Genomic DNA, 18,014 nt, shown 5'->3' on the forward strand with positions numbered 1-18,014 from the left:
AGGGAAGTGAACGGGTTTCATCTCTAGGTGCCCACCGATTCATCTTGTTTGGTGTTTTGCATCCACCGCACCAGCGCTTCGGCGTCCTGTTTGCCTTTGACGTACATTCTTTCAAGGCCGGCGCGGTTCTTGGTCAGGTTGGACATTCCCTCGGTGCTGTCCGGGGCGATGATGCAGACAAGGCCCTGTCGCTCCAGCTCCCGCGCCCGCTGGACAGCCGTGTTGTACCGCCATGCCCGGCGGCGCAGCCCCTCGGCTGCAGCGGGGTAATGCGACTGCAGCAGGTGTGCCAGATGCTTGTCCCGGGCATCACTACTCACCAGCCCGATGGGCTTGGTCAGGATGAGAGCCACCCGGTCGCAGCCGTGGGCAAAGGCCCATTCCAGCGGGACGGGGTCGGCCAGGCCGCCATCAAAATAAGGCACGCCGTCGATGACGCAGGGCTGGTCGATGACCGGGATGCAGCAGGACGCCATGAGGATGCGGTAGTCGTCCGGGTGGAGGTCTGCCTTGGTGAAATACTGCGCCTCGCCGTTCTGTGCATTAGCGGCCACCACGCAGAGCTCTGCCGGGCTGCGGGCAAGCGCCGCGTAATCCAGCGGATTCTCGCCGCCTGCATTGCTGAGGGTGCCGTAGACATAGCCCAGATCGAGATAGGAGTGCTTGCGGATGAGGTTGTGCACGCTCATGTACTCCCTGCGGAAGGAGTATTCATCGTAAAAGGGCTTGTTCCGCCCATGCTGGCCTGCCAGATAGGACGCCATATTGGCGCTACCCGCCGAAACGCCGATGCAGAGATCGAAGCGGAGGTCCTCCTCCAGGCAGCGGTCCAGCACGCCAGCGCCGTAAATGCCCCGCAGGCCGCCACCCACATCGATGACACCGTATTTCATGGTCTGTTCCTCCATCGTTTAATTCCATTTCCCTCCCAGTATAACGGGACGGCGGGAAATACTCATTGAGCAAACGGCGGGATCTGATGCAATTTGCGGCAGAAAGCAGGATCTGCCGCAATGGGGGCAAACAAAAACGGCCAGCGTATCATGTGCTCTGTGATATGTACCCCGCCTGTGGAACCAGCTGCCCGCAGAGGATGGGGAATAAAAGCCCTTGAAATACGAAAAAAGACACCCGAAAGGGTGTCTTTTTTCGTATGGGCCAGGCAGGACTTGAACCCGCGACCAAGCGGTTATGAGCCGCCAGCTCTGACCAGCTGAGCTACTGGCCCATATGGGTGCTACATTGCTGCAACACGCACTAGTATAACAAAAACCGCGCAAAAAGGAAAGCATTTTCCGCAAAAATCATTTGGTGCGGTGGGCATCCAGCTTTTGCAGCATAAATTCGTCCAGCATGGCGGGCGGGAACAGCGGCTCTTTGTAGCCAAAGGCCTCCCGGATAAAGATCAAAGTCACCACGGTCTGGCGGCCGGGGTCCAGCCGCAGGGTGTACAAAGTGTCCAGCGGCTGCTGGCTGGGCTGGTGCAGCGTCAGGTGCAGCAGAAAGCTGCCGTCGTTCTCCCGGCGGCACTCGTAGGCAAAGAGGTCGGTGTCGCTGCGAGTGTCCAGACGGTCAAAGCACTCGTCCAGCGCAAGGCCGGTGCGGAACTCGGACAGGCCGGCGGGGCCGTACTGGCTGCGGCGGGTTGTCTCCCGCCGGGAGAGCAGGTACACGATGATGCCCAGCGCACAGGCCAAAAGACAGACGGAAACGACAGCGTTCATGGAAAGACCCTCCCCAAAAGAGTTTTCCTTATTGTAACACAACCTGCGGGGGTTTGTGCTATAATATTTACAATTCTTTTTTAAATTTTTCTGCAAGCCGGGCGCAAACGCCCGGGGGAGGGCTTCATGAAGCTTAAATTTACACGCAAGACCTGGTATTTCTTTTTGCTGGCTGCGGCGGCAGTGTCCATGCTGGGCGGCTTTGCCGTGCTGGGCGGGATGGATTTTTCCGGGCTGGAAATGATCGTTTTCTGCCTTACCGGCATCGCAGTGCTGTTTCTGGCGGCGCAAAAGGGCGCACCGGCAAGGGAAAAGCGCAACTACACCGGCGTGTTCGTGGTGCTGATGCTCAGCAAGCTGGGTGCCAGCGGCTGGGCGGGGGATATCTGCTCGGCGCTGGTGTGGCCTGCGCTGCTTGCCACCGAGTACGAGCGCGGCAAGCCCATCCAGCGGCAGCTGCAGCTGGTGAGCGCCGCCGAGGTGCTGCGGCTGGTGTTCTGGATGCTGACCAAGTACGCGGGCATGAGCGGCCTTGCCTTCTGGACGAATATTATGTTCGTGCTGCTGACCTGCGCCCGGGGCTGGGCGGGGCTTACCCTGTATAAGATGCAGGAGGAGACCCTGTGACCCAGCGCCGCAGGACGTCTAAAGCCAAGGCAAAACGCCGCTTTGGCCGCAGAGCCTTTCTGACCGGGGCGGGCGTTGCCGCCTGTGCTGCGGCGGGGTGGTGCCTGCGGCAGAAAAGCGATGCAGACCACACTGCTGCCTCCGGGCAGGATACGCCCCCGGCACCCAACCCCGCCCTGCCCGCCGGAGAGTGGCGGGCGGTGTGGGTGAGCTATCTGGACTGGGCGCTGCTGGATTTCTCCACCGAGGACACCTTCCGCGCTGGGGCAGCGCAGCTGCTGGACAACTGCGCCGGGCTTGGACTGAACACCGTACTGGCGCAGGTGCGCCCCTTCGGGGATGCACTGTACCGCAGCAGTTTGTTCCCGTGGAGCCATCTGTGCACCGGGGTGCAGGGAAAAGACCCCGGCTTTGACCCGCTGGATATCTTTCTGACCGAGGCACACCGCCGGGGCATCGGGGTGGAAGCGTGGGTCAACCCCTACCGCCTGCGCTCCTCGGCGGCGATGCCGCCGAATCTGGCAGAGAATAATCTGGCCAACACCCACCCGGACTGGCTGTGCACCGCCGGGGAGGGGCTGTACCTGAACCCTGCCGTGCCTGCCGCCGCAGACTATGTGGTGCAGGGGGTGGCAGAGCTTGTGCAGAACTACCCGGTGGACGGCATCCACTTTGACGATTACTTTTACCCCACCACCGATGCCGCTGTGGACGCGGCGCAGTTTGCGGCAAGCGGCGCAGCCGACCTTGCCGCGTGGCGGCGGCAGAACGTTACCGCGCTGGTGGCGAAGGTGCACCGCACGGTAAAGGCGGCAGACCCCACCCTGCGGTTCGGCATCAGCCCGCAGGGCAACCCGGACAACGACCTCGACCAGCAGTACAGCGATGTGACCGTGTGGCTGGCGGCGGGCGGGGAGGAAAAGGTCATCGATTACCTCTGCCCGCAGGTGTACTGGGGCTACGGCTTTACCTTGCAATCCGGAAGCACCCGCTTTGCCTTTGAAAACATCGTCCCGGCGTGGCTTAGCTACCCCCGGGCGGGGGATGTGGCGCTGTACTTCGGGCTGGGCGCGTACCGGGTGGGCACCGGGGACGGCGGCGCGAACCCGGACAGCGTGTCTGGCTGGAGCACCGGCAGCGCGCTGGCGGCGCAGGTAAAGGACTTACGGCAGCAGGCGGCGGGCGGCTGGGCACTGTACCGCTACGGCAGTCTGTTCGGGCCGGAGGCTCCCGCACTGGCCGAGGCCGAGTGTGCAGCGCTGCGGGCGCTGAATCCGTGAAAATTTGTGCAGAAACAGGCGGCAAACCGCACAAAATAAATGCAGGTATCTTGTGCAGAGCGGCAAAATGCGGTATACTTACCCTGTATCTGTCTGTTGGCAGAGACGCACGAAAAAGAAAAGTTTCTTTGTTTCTATGAGGAAAGCTATGAAGATGAAAAAACAGCTTTTGGCACTGCTGCTGGCGGCGGTGATGGTGCTTAGCCTGACCGGCTGCAAGGAGACCCTGAAAAAGGTAGCGCAGAAGGTGACAGGCCACTCCGAGGAAGTGCAGGAGGAGGACACCACCCGCTGGGCGGAAGCCACCACCGACCCGCTGATCATTCAGGGCATTGCGGATGCCTCGGCAAAGTATGCCACCGCCACCGCAGACGGCTGCCTGTACGCGGTGTTCAACGGCATCTGGAGCCGCAACACCGGCTACTTTACCGTGCCGGGCGGCAGTTTGAACATCATGGCCTGCGGCACCGCCGAGGGCACCCAGAAGTTCAAGGTGGCACTGTGGAAAAAGGTGGACGGCGGCGCAGAGTATGTGCCGGACAGCACCTACTACGTCAAGACCGATGGCACCGACTACCGCTGCACCATTTCCGGGCTGGACCCAGCGGCGCAGTACCGCGTGACCATCTCCTATGATTCCAGCCGGTACTACCTGTACGGCCTGATGAAGGTGGAGGGCATTGCCGGATGACGAACCAGACGAAAAATTCAATGCTGCTGATGCTGTGCGCCCTGATCTGGGGCACAGCCTTTGTGGCGCAGAGCGCCGGCTCCGGCATGGGCGCGTTCTCCTTTCTGGCAGGGCGCAGCTGGATGGCGGTTCTGGTGCTGATCCCCACGGTCAAGGCGTTTGACGCCTTGCACCACCGGCAGGGCAGGCCGGACGGCAAGCCCAAAACGACGGCAGAGCGCAAGCTGCTGCTGAAAGCCGGGCTTGTGTGCGGCACGCTGCTGTTTTTAGCCAGCGCGGCGCAGCAGCTGGGCATCACGCTGGACCCCTCCACCGCAAAGGCGGGCTTCCTGACCGCCATGTATGTGGTGCTGGTGCCGGTGTTCGGCCTGTTTCTGGGCCGCAAGGGCAGCGCACAGCTGTGGGTGAGCATGGCCATTGCCGTGGTGGGGCTGTATCTGCTGTGCATGAAGGACGGCTTTGGCAGCATCCAGAGCAGCGATGGGCTGCTGCTTTTGTGCGCGGTGCTGTTCAGCTTCCAGATCATGGCGGTGGATCATTTCTCCCCGCAGATGGACGGCGTGCGCCTGAGCCTTGTGGAGTTTTTTGTGGTGTCGGTGGAAAGCACCGTGGCGGCGTTTTTGTTCGAGCAGCCTGCCATGGCAGAGTTTGTCACCTTCGCCGGGCCCATCCTGTACTGCGGCGTGATGTCCAGCGGCGTGGCCTACACCCTGCAGATCTTAGGTCAGCGGGACCTGAATCCCGCCGTTGCCAGCCTGATCATGTGTCTGGAAAGCGTATTCAGCGCCCTGGGCGGCTGGCTGCTGCTGCACCAGAACCTCTCCTTCCGGGAATCTACCGGCTGCGTGCTGCTGTTTGCCGCCGTGGTGCTGGCGCAGCTGCCCCTTGGCCGCCTGATGCGGAGCAAGGCCTGAGATGCCGACAAAGCCGTGCACCCAGCTGCGCAGCGTGGAGGGCATCCAGTACGAGCTGGTGCGCAAAAAGGTAAAGCAGCTGCATCTGCGGGTGCGCAGCAACGGCACCGTGATGGTAAGCATCCCTTTGACGGCCAGTCTGGAGCAGGCTGACCGTTTTGTGCTGCAAAACGCCCAGTGGATCCGGGATACCCGGGTGAAGAATATCACGAAGCTCAACAAGGACAACGCCGACCTGCCGGATAAAGCCACGGCGCTGGCCTACTTTACCGCCATGAGCGATAAGGTCTACCCGGCCTTTGCCGGGGTGCTGGGCGGGCAGAAGCCTATCCTGAAAGTGCGCAGCATGACAAGCTGCTGGGGCGTGTGCTGCCCGGCTAAGCGGCAGATCACCTTTGCCTTGCAGCTGTATAACCAGCCTCCTGCGGCGCAGATCTATGTGGTAGTACACGAGTACTGTCACTTTTTGCAGTTGAACCACAGCCCAGCCTTCTGGGCAGAGGTGGAAAAGCTGCTGCCGGACTGGAAAGCCCGGCGGGAGCTGCTGAAAAGATAATCTATCGTAAAAAACGGAGGGAAATTCCCTTGGAAAACGAAAAAAAGACCGGCGATAAATATTCCAAGCTTGCCGGCAATACTTTGATCTTTGCGATCTCCAGCTTTTCGTCCAAGCTGCTCACTTTGATCGTACAGCCCTTTCTGACCTACGCCATGGCGGAGATCTCGGATCTGGGTCTGTCCAAGATCCTGAGCCAGTACGCAAACCTGCTCATCCCCTTTGTGTCCATGGGCATGTCCAACGCCATCATCCGCTTTGGTCTGGACAAGGGCAACAGCGAAAAGCAGGTGTTCACCAACGGCCTGCTGACCATTCTGGGCGGTTTTGGCATTCTGGTGCTGTGCTGGCCGGTCACCCAGTTTTTGCCGGATATGGCGCAGTACGGCCTGCTGATCTACATTTATGTGCTCATGAGCTGTCTGCGCACCCTGTGCACCCAGTTCGTGCGCAGCCGCCAGTGGAATAAGCTTGTGGCAGTGGACGGCGTGCTGTGCACCGTGGCGACCATGGCCTTCTATGTGCTGTATCTGGTGAGCTTCAAGTGGGGCGCAAACGGCTATCTGCTGGCCATTATCAGCGGCGACCTGACCAGCGTGCTGTTCTTGCTGTTCACCGGCAAGCTGTGGAACTATGTGGAGCTGAAGGGCGTCAACAAAAAGCTGTGGCGGCAGATGCTCAACTTCTCGCTGCCCATGATCCCGGCGCAGATCAGCTTCTGGATCATCAATGCGTCCGACCTGTTCTTTGTGCGCGAGATGTGCGAAGGGCTGGACGGCCGCACCGGCAACGCATGGAGCGGCCTGCTTTCCACCGGCTACTTCCTGCCCACCATCCTGACCACGCTGGGTCTGATCTTCTACGATGCGTGGCAGCTTTCCGCCGTCACCGAGGAGGAAGGGCGTGCGCGGTTCTTTACCCAGATCTTCCGCACCTATTCCAGCGTGCTGTTCTGCTGCGCGGCGGGCATTATCTGGCTGTGCCGCCCGGTGATGCACGTCATGAAGTCCAACTATTACTACGCATGGCACTTTGTGCCGTTCCTCGTGCTGGCTTCCACCTGCAGCTGCTTCAACCAGTTCATGAACAGCGTGTACGTTGTGACCAAAAAGTCGCAGCGCAGCATGGTCACCATGATGGCGGGTGCCATCAGCAACTGCATCATGAACTATTTCTTCATCAAGCTGTGGGGGCCTGTGGGCGCGACCTATGCGTCCTTCCTTGGCCTTGCGCTGGTGTTCACCCTGCGTGCGGTGGACGCCCGCCGCATGATCGGGATGCGCGTCCACCCGGCGCGGGTGCTGGCAAATGCCGCCGTGCTGGTATTTGAAGCCTTTGTGCTGCTGGCAGAGCCGCCGCTGTACGGGCTGTGGACGGGGCTGATCACGCTGGTTATCATCCTGTACAACTTTGCGGGCGTATGGGCCATGGCGAGGGTGCTGCTGCCCCGCCTGCTGGGCCGTCGGGGCAAGGCGTTGGTAGCCGCCGTGGACGGCTGGCTGAAGCCGAAAAAGGCGTAAAAATAATTATTTTAATTTTGGGGTTCTGAAAAGCCTATGGCTTTTCAGAACCCCTTTTTATGAAATGTTTTTACAATTTATGGAACTTGCTCAAGTTTTTTCCTTCTGTGGATTGACGGAATGGCCTCAAAAACGTATACTATAAATATATCTTACACAAAAGTGTACAAACAGGATACAGACGAAAGGCGGTGGACATCATTCTCAGACGATCGCTCCCCAAGCTGCGGGAAAAGCTTTTGGAGGCGCTGCAGGCGGTGCTGCCCATTGTGGCCATTGTGCTGGTGCTCTGCTTCTCGGTAGCACCGGTATCGCCCAGCATCCTGCTGTGTTTTTTGCTGGGTGCTGCCATGATCGTGGTGGGCATCATGTTCTTTACTCTGGGTGCAGAGATGAGCATGACCCCCATGGGCGAGCGGGTGGGTGCAGTCATCACCCGCAGCCGCAAGCTGCCCCTCATCCTCGTGCTCGGCTTTTTGCTGGGCTTCCTTATCACCATCTCGGAGCCGGACTTGCAGGTGCTGGCAGATCAGGTGCCCTCTATTCCAAGCGGTACGCTGATCCTCTCGGTGGCGGCGGGCGTGGGCCTGTTTCTGGTCTTTGCCTTCCTGCGTATGCTTATCGGCGTTGCGCTGCCGAAGCTGCTGGTGCTGTTCTATGGGCTCATCTTTCTGCTGGCGGCCTTTGTGCCCAAGGAGTTCCTCGCTGTGGCGTTTGACTCCGGCGGCGTGACCACCGGCCCCATGACCGTGCCCTTTATCATGGCGCTGGGCGTGGGCGTTTCCGCCATCCGAGGCGACCGCCACGCGGCAGATGACAGCTTTGGTCTGGTGGCCATGTGCTCCATCGGCCCCATTCTGGCGGTGCTGACGCTGGGCATCGCGTTCCGCGCAGCGGACAGCACCTACATCCCGCCTGTTCTGCCGGAGGTGGCAGACTCGGTGGAGCTGTGGCAGCTGTTCCGGGAGGGTCTGCCCACCTATCTGGCCGAGATCGCCCGCTCGCTGCTGCCCATTGTGCTGATGTTCGGAGCATTTCAGCTCATCGCCCTGCGGCTGGACCGCCGCACACTGGGGCGCATCGGCGTGGGCCTTGTGTATACCTATATCGGCCTTGTGCTCTTTCTGACCGGCGCAAACGTGGGCTTTATGCCCGCCGGTAACTATCTGGGTCAGGTGCTGACAGGCGGCGGGATGCGCTGGGTGATCATTCCCATCGGGATGCTCATCGGCTACTTCATCGTCAAGGCCGAGCCTGCGGTCTATGTGCTGAACAAGCAGGTGGAAGAGGTGACCGATGGCGCTATCTCGGCGCAGGCTATGGGTCTGGCGCTTTCCGCAGGTGTGTCTATCTCGGTGGGTCTTGCCATGGTGCGGGTGCTGACCGGCATCTCCATCCTGTGGTTCCTTGTGCCGGGCTATGTGTTCGCCATCAGCATCTCCTTTGTAGTGCCCAAGCTGTTTACCGCCATCGCGTTTGACGCGGGCGGTGTGGCTTCCGGCCCCATGACCGCAACCTTCCTGCTACCGCTGGCGCAGGGTGCCTGCGTGGCGGTGGGCGGCAATATCGTCACCGACGCTTTCGGCGTGGTGGCGATGGTCGCCATGACCCCGCTCATCACCGTGCAGATGATGGGGTTGGTGGCGCAGCTGCGCACCCGCAAGGCGCGTGTGGCGCAGCCCGCTGCGGTACTTGCCACCGTGTTTGCAGATCTGCCGGATGACGCCATTATCGAGCTGTAAAGGAGGCAGAACGTGAGCAGTTTGTTTTTGATGATCACCATCACCGACCGCCGCTCTACCGATGGCTTTTTGCAGCTGTACAAAAGCCACGGCGTAACGGTAAGTATGCGCACCGTTGGTTCCGGCACGGCGGTGCAGGAGACGCTTTCCACCCTTGGGCTGGAAAAGACCGAAAAGGCGGTGCTGCTGGCCGTGGTAACGGCAGAAAGCTGGCAGAAGATCCAGAAGGATCTGCGCCGCAAAATGCAGATCGATGTGCCGGGCACCGGCATTGCGTTCATTGTGCCGCTGAGCAGCATCGGCGGCAAACGGGCGCTGATGTTCCTTACCGAGCACCAGCCCCTTACATGGAAGGAGGAGAGCACCTTGAAGGATACCCGCTATGAACTGCTGCTGGTGGTGGCAAATCAGGGCTACACCGGCTCCATTATGGATGCTGCCCGCACCGCCGGTGCAGGCGGCGGCACGGTGATCCACGCAAAGGGTACCGGCATGGAGGGTGCAGCCGCCTTTCTGGGCGTGGAGCTGGTGAACGAAAAGGAGCTGGTGCTCATCGTCAGCCGCACCAGCCAGAAGAACACCATCATGAAGGCCATTATGGAGGGGGCAAACCCCAAGGCGGGCACCATCGTGTTCTCGCTGCCGGTGACCGATACCGCCGGTCTGCGGCTGATGGAAGAGGACGAAGCCCAGCCGGAAGCTGCCCTGTGACCCCCTAAAAATCGATCCCGATATCCGCATTTATCGCCGAAGGCTTGATAAATGCGGATATTTTCGTTATCATAGTAGAAGATACTTCAACTATAAACAAAGGAAGATGAAGATGACGCAATTAACACGCAAGCAACAGCAGCTCTTCAACGCACTGTCCATCGTGGTGGGCAATGCAATGTATGCACTGACTGTGGTATTATTTCTGATGCCCTCCGGCCTCATCACCGGCGGTGCTACCGGTATCGCACTGGCTTTCAACAAGGTCACCGGACTGCCGGTGTCCGCAGTGCTGTTCGTGGTCAACGTGGCCATGCTGCTGCTGGGCTGGTGGGTGCTGGGCCGCCGCTTTGCCCTGAATACTATGGCAAGCACGGTGCTCAGTCCCTTTTTTATGGCGCTGTGGGAGCGCTTGCTGGGCAATCTTGTACTGACCGATGATCTGGTGCTGAACACCGTATTCGCGGGCTTTGGCATCGGCATCTCGCTGGGCATCACCATCCGCGCCGGTGCTTCCACCGGCGGCATGGATATCCCCCCGCTGGTGCTGAACAAGTGGTTCCACCTGCCGGTGTCCAGCACCATGATGGTTTTCGACTTTATCATTCTGGCGGCGCAGGCGGCGTTCAGCCCGGTGCGGCAGTCCCTGTACGGCGTGGTGATGGCCATTATCTACACGGTCGTGCTGGACAAGGTGCTCATGCTGGGCACCACCCGCACCGAGGTGAAGATCATCAGTGCCAAGTCCGATGAGATCTGCGCTGCCATCTTTGCGCAGCTGGACCGCGGCGTGACCATCCTGCACGGCGAGGGCGGCTACCTGCGGGAGCCGGAGTCGGTGCTGCTGAGCGTGGTCTCCAACCGGCAGCTGCCAAGGCTGGAAAAGCTGGCGCACACTATCGACCCCACCTGCTTTATGATCGTGAGCCATGTTACCGAGGTGAGCGGGCGCGGCTTCTCGCTGGAAAAGAACTATCAGGCGGAGGGGTAAGCGGATTTCCCCAAGGCTCTTGCAAAACTGCCCCGGTTTGGGGTATAGTATAGAGGAACAGTAGGTTATACTGTATCTCACCCAAAACAGAAAGGAAAAGCTATCATGTTTGATATTTTCAATATGCTCAAAAAAGAGGCACACACCGCACCCAAGCAGGTGACCCGCGATACCATCATCGGCGACATTCTGGATATGGACCAGACCACCGCACCCTACTTTATGGAGATCGGGATGCACTGTCTGGGCTGCCCGGCTTCCCGCGGGGAGACCATCGAGGAAGCCTGCGAAGTGCACGGCGTGAACTGCGACGAGCTGCTGGAGAAGCTGAACACCCATCTGGCAGCTAAGAAGGCCTGAGTGCTGCCAACACTGGATGCGCGTCTGACCGCAGCGGCAGAGCTGGTGTGCCCAGGACAGCCGGTGGCGGACATCGGCTGCGACCACGGCAAGCTGACGGCGGTGCTGGCGGCTTCGGGTAAGTACCCGAAGGTCATCGGGGCAGACCTGCGCCCCGGCCCGCTGGCCAAGGCAAAACAGACGCTGGAAAATGCAGGTTGTCTGGACCGCGCTGAGCTTCGGCTCGGCGACGGTCTTTCTGTGTTGTCTGCCGGGGAGGTGGGCAGCATTGTGCTGGCAGGCGTGTCGGCACAGACCACTTGGGAGATCATTGAGAAAGCGCCGTGGGTGTCCGCCGTGGGCGGGCCGCGCCTTATCATGGTGCCTGCCACCCGGCACAGCGAGCTGCGCCGCTGGCTGTGGCAGCATGGCTTTGCCCTTGTGGCCGACCGTCCGGTGCAGGCCGCAGGCCGCTGGTACGCGGTAATGGCGGCAGAGTACACCGGTAAGGTGACCGAGCCCACCTTTACCCAATGTCTGCTGGGGAATACCGGACGCTGGCCGGAGGGCGCGGGCTACGCCGCGTGGCAGCGGGCAAAGCTGCCACGGATGCGGCTGGGCGTGCCGGACGGCAGCCCGCTTGCCGCAGAGATGGATGCCATTCTGAAAGAGGGAAACTGAAATGACCACGGTACAGCAGGTATACGAAGTAATGCAGCGGCTTGCCCCGCCGGAACTGGCAGAGCACTGGGATAACCCCGGCCTGCTGGTGGACTGCGGCGGCAATGTGCGCCGGGTGCTGGTGACGCTGGACATCACCCCGGAGGTGGTGGAGGAAGCTGCGGCAAAGCAGTGCACGATCATCGTGGCGCACCACCCGGTCATCTTTGACCCGCTCAAGCGGCTGTGCCCCGCCGATGTGCCCTATCAGCTGGTGCAGGCGGGCATTTCCGCCATCTGTATGCACACGAATCTGGATGCCGCCGAGGGCGGGGTGAACGATGTGCTGGCGGATCTTTTCGGCATTCGGCAGCGCGCCGCCTTTGCAGACGGCTGCGGCCGGGTGGGGAAAATCGACCCCATCACCGTGCCGGAACTTGCCGCGCTGGCGCAGCGTAAGCTGGCTGCCCTGTGCAACGCGCCGGACACTGGCACGGCAGTACAGGTGAAGTTTGCCGACACCGGAAAGCCGGTGCACCGGTTGGCGGTCATCAGCGGCGCGGGCGGCAGTCTGTTTGCCGAAGCCATCGCCGAGGACGCGGACTGTCTGCTGACCGGCGAAGCCAACCACCACCATGCACTGGACGCCAAGCGGCTGGGGCTTTCCCTGATTGCGGCGGGGCATTACGCCACCGAGTTCCCGGTGACCGCCGCTGTGGCGGCTGCTCTGCGCACCGCCCTGCCGGAGCTGGAGGTGCTGGTGAGCACCGAGAACCGCGACCCGTATACTTATTTATAAAGAGAAAACCCTCTCCGTCATTGCTGCGCAATGCCACCTCCCCCGAAAGGGGGAGGTCTTTCAGCATAAACCGAAAAAGAGCAAAAGCTCTCCCGCAGGCGTTGACTGAGAGGGTTATAGATAAAACGAGGTAACATTTATGGCACTGGATGCCGCGACACTGGCGCTGACGGCAGCGGAGCTGAAAGCCACCCTGACCGATGCCAAGATCGCAAAAATTTTTGAACCGACCCGGGATGAGCTGGTCATCACCCTGCGCACCCGCACCGATACCTATGCCCTGCTGCTGTCTGCCCGCAGCGGCTCTGCACGGGTGTGTCTGACCGAGGAGACCTTTGAAAACCCCGAAACGCCGCCCTCCTTCTGTATGCTCATGCGCAAGCACCTGACCGGCGGCAGACTGCTGGATGTGCACATGGAGCCGGGCGACCGCATCGTCTACTTTGATTTTCAGTGCACCAACGAGATGGGCGACCTTGTGCGCAATACCCTGTGCGCGGAGCTGATGGGGCGCTACTCCAACCTTGTGCTGGTGCAGAGCGGAAAAATTATCGACGCCCTCAAGCGAGTGGATTTTGAGGACAGCGACGTCCGGCAGCTGCTGCCGGGCTTGCCCTACACCACGCCTCCCAAGCCCGCCCGCCCGGACTTTCTGCTGGTGAGCAGTGCATCCATCGTGGCAGCAGCCTGTCAGCGGGAACTGCCGGTGGCGGATGCTCTGAACAAAACGGTGGCTGGCGTTGGGCCGGTGGTCTGCCGCGAGGCGGCATGGCGCGCCTTTGACGGGGAACATCTGCCCGCCAACGAACTGACCGATGCCCAGAAGCGCAGCCTGATGGCAGCAATCGACGAGCTGAAGGAACTGCACACGCAGGGCGGCTGTCCCTGCAGCGTCACCGCACCGGACGGCAAGCCGGTGGAGTATACCTTCTTCCGTCCGCAGCAGTATGGCGAGCAGTACACCATCCGGGAGTGGCCGTCCTTCAACGCGATGCTGGAGGGCTACTATGCCGAGAAGGACCGCGCTGAGCGGCTGCGCACCAAGAGCAAGGAGCTGCACAAGGCGGTGCACAATATGTATGACCGCGCCCTGCGCAAGCAGGCAGCACGGCAGGAAGAGCTTGCTGCCAGCGGCAAAAGCGAAAAGCTGCGCCTGTACGGTGAGCTGCTGTCTGCAAACCTCTATCTGGCGCAAAAGGGCATGAAGAGCCTGACCGTGCCCAACTGGTACGACGAGGGCAAAGAGGTGACCATCCCGCTGGATCTGCGATTCAGCCCCAGCCAGAACGCCCAGAACTTCTTTAAGAACTACAAAAAGAAGCAGACTGCCGCCCGGATGCTGGTAGATCTGCTGGCAGAGGGCGAAAAGGAGATCGCCTATCTGGAAACGGTGCTCTACGAGGTGGAAAGCGCCTCCGGCGAAGCTGCCCTGAACGAGATCCGCATGGAACTGAAAAATCAGGGCTACCTGAAGTACTACAAGCAGCGGGACAAAAAGCAGAAGCCTGCGGACTTCCTGCGCTATACCTCCAGCGACGGCTTTGAGATCCTGATAGGCCGCAACAACGCCCAGAACGACAAGCTCACCCTGCACACCGCCCGGGGCAAGGACCTGTGGTTCCATGTACAGAAAGCCCCCGGTAGCCACGTTGTGGTCATGAGCCGGGGCGAGGACATCCCGGACACCACCAAGCAGGAAGCGGCGGAGCTGGCGGTCATCCATTCCAGCGCCTACAAGGCGGGCACCGGCGCCAAGGTGGCAGTGGACACCACCGAGGTGAAGAACATCTGGAAAGCAAACGGAGCCAAGCCCGGCATGGTGCTGTACGAGGTGTACACCACCGTCTACATCACCCCGCGGGAAGGGCTGGAGGAGCAGCTGAAGAAGAAATGATCTGAACTGCGCGCCGCGCTGCTCTGCGCATCTTCAGCGGAAGAAAACTTTATAATTTCGGACTGCCGGAGCGTCTGCGGACGCTCCGGCAGTCCATTTTCACGGGAGGGAGTTCTCCTATATAATAGGTATAACCCCTGCCTTTCCCGCCCATACTGATGCTGCAAGGGGACGCGGGGGAGTTTTCCACCGGCAAAAAGCGCTGAGATTGTGCATCTTGCACAGAAAATGCGGCCATTGGCAAAACAGAGAAAATAAAAAAGAAAAATCGTAATTTTCTGCAAAAAACACTTGCCAAATAGACGAAGATGTGATAAAATATCTCTCGGCTGCAAAAGGCTTGTGCGATACAAGTCGTGCAGGCCAGCGATATGCGTTGATGCGGGAGGTTGTCATCCGGCGATAGCTGCGATGGGTTATTTCCGCGGAGTATGTCCGATCTTAGAACCGGGCGAAAAAATTACTGACAGCGATGGAATACGTTCCCTCGGCAGAGAAGTTACTCCTCTGCGAAACGGGCGGAACCAATGTTCGGATTTGATTTGCTAATATGTTTCCGGGAGAACTGCCATGCGGTTCACCGGTTTTTATAGTGCCAAATCGAGGAACACCCGGAACTGTGTAGAGCAATTTATCGGCTCGCCTAGGGCAAAAACAATTTTTCAGGAGGCGTAAGCAATGGCAGTCAAAGAGAAAATCAGAATCCGTCTGCAGAGCTATGATGCTCAGCTGATCGATGCCGCAGCAGAGAAGATCGTGGAGACCGCAAAGCGCACCGGCGCCCGCGTGTCTGGCCCTATCCCCCTGCCCACCGATCGTGAGGTCGTTACCGTTCTGCGCGCTACCCACAAGTACAAGGATAGCCGCGAGCAGTTCGAGAGCCGCACTCATAAGCGTCTGATCGACATTCTGAAGCCGTCCAACAAGACGGTCGAGGCTCTGATGAGCCTCCAGCTCCCCGCTGGCGTGGACATCGAGATCAAGCTGTAAACCGCACACGATCAAATTCGATGCCCTCGTTTCCCGAGGGGTCATGTTGGCAGTGACGTGCGCTGCCAACCAATAACCTTTACAGGAGGAAAAGAAAATGGTTAAAGGCATTATCGGCAAGAAAGTCGGTATGACCCAGCTGTTCGATGAGAGCGGCAAGGTTATCCCCGTCACCGTCATCGAGGCAGGCCCCTGCACCGTCGTGCAGAAGAAGACTGTCGAGAGCGATGGCTATCAGGCTGTTCAGCTGGGCTTCGGCGAGGTTTCCGCCAAGAAGGTCAACAAGGCAGCTGCAGGTCACTTCAAGAAGGCAAACGTTGCCCCCAAGAAGACCCTGCGTGAGTTCCGTCTGGACGACGTTTCCGCAATGAACGTTGGCGACATCCTGAAGGCTGACGTCTTTGCAGCAGGCGACAAGGTTGACGTTGCAGGCGTTTCCAAGGGCAAGGGCTACCAGGGCGTTATCAAGCGCTTTGGCCAGCACCGTCTGCGTGAGAGCCACGGCACTGGCCCGGTGGCACGTCATGCAGGTTCTATGGGCGCTATTTCCAACCCCTCTCGCGTGTTCCCCGGCAAGCGCCTGCCCGGCCACATGGGCTGCGTGCGCGTTACCGTGCAGAACCTGACCGTTGTCAAGGTTGACACCGAGAACAATCTGATCGCTGTCAAGGGTGCGGTTCCCGGTTCCAAGGGCACCATCATCACCCTGGCCAACAGCGTCAAGGCGTAAGGAGGAAAGCTACAATGGCAAAGTTTAATGTAGTCGATATGAACGGTCAGCACGTTAGCGAGATCGAGCTTTCCGACGCCGTGTTCGGTATCACCCCGAATGAGAAGGCTGTCCACATTGCTGTGGTGAACTTCCTGGCCAACCAGCGTCAGGGCACCCAGAACACCAAGATCCGCATGGAAGTTTCCGGCGGCGGCAAGAAGCCTTGGCGTCAGAAGGGCACCGGTCACGCTCGTCAGGGCTCCATCCGTGCTCCGCAGTGGACCCACGGCGGCGTTGCTCTGGGCCCCAAGCCCCGCAGCTACAACTACCACATCAACAACAAGGTCAAGCGTCTGGCTCTGCTGAGCGTCCTGTCCGACAAGGCTGCCAATGGCAACATGGTCGTCGTTGACAAGTTCGCTTGCGACGAGTACAAGACCAAGGCTGTGGTCGCTATGCTGAACGCTGTGGGCGCCGGCAAGAAGAACCTGCTGGTCAACGAGACTGTCGATGCAAAGTTCGTCAAGAGCGCTGGCAACATCGCCGGTGTCAAGACCACCTTCGCAGGCAGCGTGAACACCTACGATGTGCTGAACGCCGACAAGCTGATCATCAGCGTCGACGCAGCTAAGAAGCTCGAGGAGGTGCTTGGCTAATGAAAACCGCACATGATATCGTCCTGAAGCCGGTCATTACCGAGAACTCCATGGCTGGCATCGCTGACAAGAAGTACACCTTCAAGGTCGCTACCGATGCTACCAAGGTCGAGATCGCTCAGGCAGTTGAAGTTCTGTTCCCCGGCGTCAAGGTCGCTAAGGTGAACACCGTCTCCGTCCGTGGCCGCTTCCGCCGTCAGGGTATGCACGCTGGTTACACCGCTGCATCCAAGAAGGCTATCGTGACCCTGACCAAGGACTCCAAGGAGATCGAGTTCTTCAACAGCATGGTCTGATAGAACCCGCCGAGGGTTCCTCTATGGGGATATGACCCCGATAATAATTCATAAGATAAACAAAGGAGAATAGCACAATGGCTATCAAAAAGTATGGCCCCACTACTCCGGGCCGCCGCGGCATGACCGTCACGGATTACAGCGTCCTGACCAAGGTCGCTCCTGAGCGCAGCCTGCTGGAGCCCATGAAGAAGCACAGCGGCCGCAACAACACCGGTCGTATCACCGTCCGTCATCAGGGCGGCGGCAACCGCACCAAGTATCGTGTCATCGACTTCAAGCGTCAGAAGACCGATATCCCCGCTACCGTCAAGACTCTCGAGTACGATCCGAACCGCAGCGCATTCATCGCTCTGGTCGAGTACACCGATGGCACCAAGAGCTACATCATTGCTCCCGATGGCCTGAAGGTGGGCGACGTGGTCGTCAGCAGCAAGTCTGCCGATATCAAGCCCGGCAACTGCCTGCCCTTCGAGAACATCCCCGTCGGTACCATCATCCACAACATCGAGCTGTATCCCGGCCGCGGCGCTCAGCTGGTTCGTTCCGCTGGCAACATGGCTCAGCTGATGGCTAAGGAGAATGGCTACGCTCTGGTTCGTCTGCCCTCCGGTGAGATGCGCAACGTGCCCGTGAACTGCACCGCAGTCATCGGTCAGGTTTCCAACATCGACCACGAGAACGTCAACCTGGGCAAGGCAGGCCGCAAGCGCCACATGGGCGTGCGTCCCGGCAGCCGTGGTACCGTTATGAACCCCTGCGACCATCCCCACGGTGGTGGCGAGGGCCGCGCACCTGTTGGTCACTCCGGTCCTATGACTCCCTGGGGCAAGCCCGCTCTGGGTCTCAAGACTCGCAAGCATCATAAGCGCTCCGATAAGCTGATCGTGAAGCGTGCAGGTAAGTAAGAGA

At 59.8% G+C, this 18,014-nt stretch carries 20 protein-coding genes and 1 tRNA gene; 18 read left to right on the top strand and 3 right to left on the bottom strand.

Annotated elements, in window-relative coordinates:
* Positions 1 to 23 precede the first annotated feature (23 nt).
* From MTP43_RS01150 to MTP43_RS01160, 3 genes are all read right to left on the bottom strand, one after another.
* Positions 24 to 893 (bottom strand): patatin family protein, encoded by an 870-nt coding sequence (locus tag MTP43_RS01150; RefSeq protein ID WP_249235000.1) that lies wholly within the window; start codon positions 891 to 893, stop codon positions 24 to 26.
* Between the two features lie 261 nt (positions 894 to 1,154).
* Positions 1,155 to 1,228: transfer RNA gene (locus MTP43_RS01155), tRNA-Ile, on the bottom strand.
* Between the two features lie 76 nt (positions 1,229 to 1,304).
* Entirely contained in the window at positions 1,305 to 1,724 is a 420-nt protein-coding gene (locus MTP43_RS01160) for a hypothetical protein (RefSeq protein WP_097779099.1), read from the bottom strand.
* A gap of 126 nt (positions 1,725 to 1,850) precedes the next feature.
* Between MTP43_RS01160 and MTP43_RS01165 the strand changes: the two genes are divergently transcribed.
* The 18 genes from MTP43_RS01165 (at position 1,851) to rplB (ending at position 18,010) form a co-directional block, all read left to right on the top strand.
* A complete protein-coding gene (locus MTP43_RS01165; RefSeq protein WP_249235001.1) occupies positions 1,851 to 2,351 on the top strand; it encodes a conjugal transfer protein TraD in 501 nt (166 codons plus the stop codon).
* Complete coding sequence (locus tag MTP43_RS01170) at positions 2,348 to 3,631, top strand: glycoside hydrolase family 10 protein (RefSeq protein WP_249235002.1); 1,284 nt, start codon at positions 2,348 to 2,350, stop codon at positions 3,629 to 3,631. Before MTP43_RS01165 ends, MTP43_RS01170 begins: the two co-directional genes overlap by 4 nt.
* Positions 3,632 to 3,779: 148 nt before the next feature.
* Complete coding sequence (locus MTP43_RS01175) at positions 3,780 to 4,322, top strand: hypothetical protein (RefSeq protein ID WP_242993104.1); 543 nt, start codon at positions 3,780 to 3,782, stop codon at positions 4,320 to 4,322.
* Positions 4,319 to 5,236: a DMT family transporter gene (locus MTP43_RS01180; RefSeq protein WP_154265557.1), complete on the top strand. Its 918-nt coding sequence runs from the start codon at positions 4,319 to 4,321 to the stop codon at positions 5,234 to 5,236. Before MTP43_RS01175 ends, MTP43_RS01180 begins: the two co-directional genes overlap by 4 nt.
* Before the next feature lies 1 nt (position 5,237).
* Positions 5,238 to 5,792: a M48 family metallopeptidase gene (locus tag MTP43_RS01185; protein ID WP_154265556.1), complete on the top strand. Its 555-nt coding sequence runs from the start codon at positions 5,238 to 5,240 to the stop codon at positions 5,790 to 5,792.
* Positions 5,793 to 5,821: 29 nt separating this feature from the next.
* Positions 5,822 to 7,312, top strand: coding sequence for a lipopolysaccharide biosynthesis protein (locus MTP43_RS01190; protein WP_249235003.1), 1,491 nt, complete (start codon positions 5,822 to 5,824; stop codon positions 7,310 to 7,312).
* A gap of 191 nt (positions 7,313 to 7,503) precedes the next feature.
* A complete protein-coding gene (locus tag MTP43_RS01195; protein WP_113620703.1) occupies positions 7,504 to 9,054 on the top strand; it encodes a DUF1538 domain-containing protein in 1,551 nt (516 codons plus the stop codon).
* Positions 9,055 to 9,084: 30 nt separating this feature from the next.
* Positions 9,085 to 9,765: a P-II family nitrogen regulator gene (locus MTP43_RS01200; protein WP_181969036.1), complete on the top strand. Its 681-nt coding sequence runs from the start codon at positions 9,085 to 9,087 to the stop codon at positions 9,763 to 9,765.
* Between the two features lie 112 nt (positions 9,766 to 9,877).
* A complete protein-coding gene (locus MTP43_RS01205) occupies positions 9,878 to 10,756 on the top strand; it encodes a YitT family protein (protein WP_205334581.1) in 879 nt (292 codons plus the stop codon).
* Positions 10,757 to 10,861: 105 nt separating this feature from the next.
* Positions 10,862 to 11,116, top strand: coding sequence for a DUF1858 domain-containing protein (locus tag MTP43_RS01210; protein ID WP_005921897.1), 255 nt, complete (start codon positions 10,862 to 10,864; stop codon positions 11,114 to 11,116).
* A complete protein-coding gene (locus MTP43_RS01215) occupies positions 11,117 to 11,776 on the top strand; it encodes a class I SAM-dependent methyltransferase (RefSeq protein ID WP_249235004.1) in 660 nt (219 codons plus the stop codon).
* Position 11,777: 1 nt separating this feature from the next.
* Positions 11,778 to 12,554, top strand: coding sequence for a Nif3-like dinuclear metal center hexameric protein (locus MTP43_RS01220; RefSeq protein WP_113620707.1), 777 nt, complete (start codon positions 11,778 to 11,780; stop codon positions 12,552 to 12,554).
* Between the two features lie 139 nt (positions 12,555 to 12,693).
* The gene (locus tag MTP43_RS01225) at positions 12,694 to 14,448 is read left to right on the top strand and encodes an Rqc2 family fibronectin-binding protein (RefSeq protein ID WP_113620708.1); all 1,755 of its coding nucleotides are present in this window, start codon (positions 12,694 to 12,696) and stop codon (positions 14,446 to 14,448) included.
* A 678-nt stretch (positions 14,449 to 15,126) separates the two neighbouring features.
* A complete protein-coding gene (gene rpsJ, locus MTP43_RS01230) occupies positions 15,127 to 15,438 on the top strand; it encodes a 30S ribosomal protein S10 (protein WP_005921888.1) in 312 nt (103 codons plus the stop codon).
* A gap of 97 nt (positions 15,439 to 15,535) precedes the next feature.
* Complete coding sequence (gene rplC / locus MTP43_RS01235) at positions 15,536 to 16,168, top strand: 50S ribosomal protein L3 (RefSeq protein WP_005921887.1); 633 nt, start codon at positions 15,536 to 15,538, stop codon at positions 16,166 to 16,168.
* Between the two features lie 14 nt (positions 16,169 to 16,182).
* Positions 16,183 to 16,806, top strand: coding sequence for a 50S ribosomal protein L4 (gene rplD / locus MTP43_RS01240; RefSeq protein WP_005921886.1), 624 nt, complete (start codon positions 16,183 to 16,185; stop codon positions 16,804 to 16,806).
* On the top strand, positions 16,806 to 17,102 hold the full coding sequence (gene rplW / locus MTP43_RS01245) for a 50S ribosomal protein L23 (RefSeq protein WP_005921885.1): 297 nt from the start codon (positions 16,806 to 16,808) through the stop codon (positions 17,100 to 17,102). Before rplD ends, rplW begins: the two co-directional genes overlap by 1 nt.
* 77 nt (positions 17,103 to 17,179) lie before the next feature.
* Complete coding sequence (gene rplB, locus MTP43_RS01250) at positions 17,180 to 18,010, top strand: 50S ribosomal protein L2 (protein WP_113620709.1); 831 nt, start codon at positions 17,180 to 17,182, stop codon at positions 18,008 to 18,010.
* Positions 18,011 to 18,014 lie beyond the last annotated feature (4 nt).

Source organism: Faecalibacterium sp. IP-1-18 (assembly GCF_023347355.1).
GTDB classification, from domain to species: Bacteria; Bacillota; Clostridia; order Oscillospirales; family Ruminococcaceae; genus Faecalibacterium; species Faecalibacterium prausnitzii.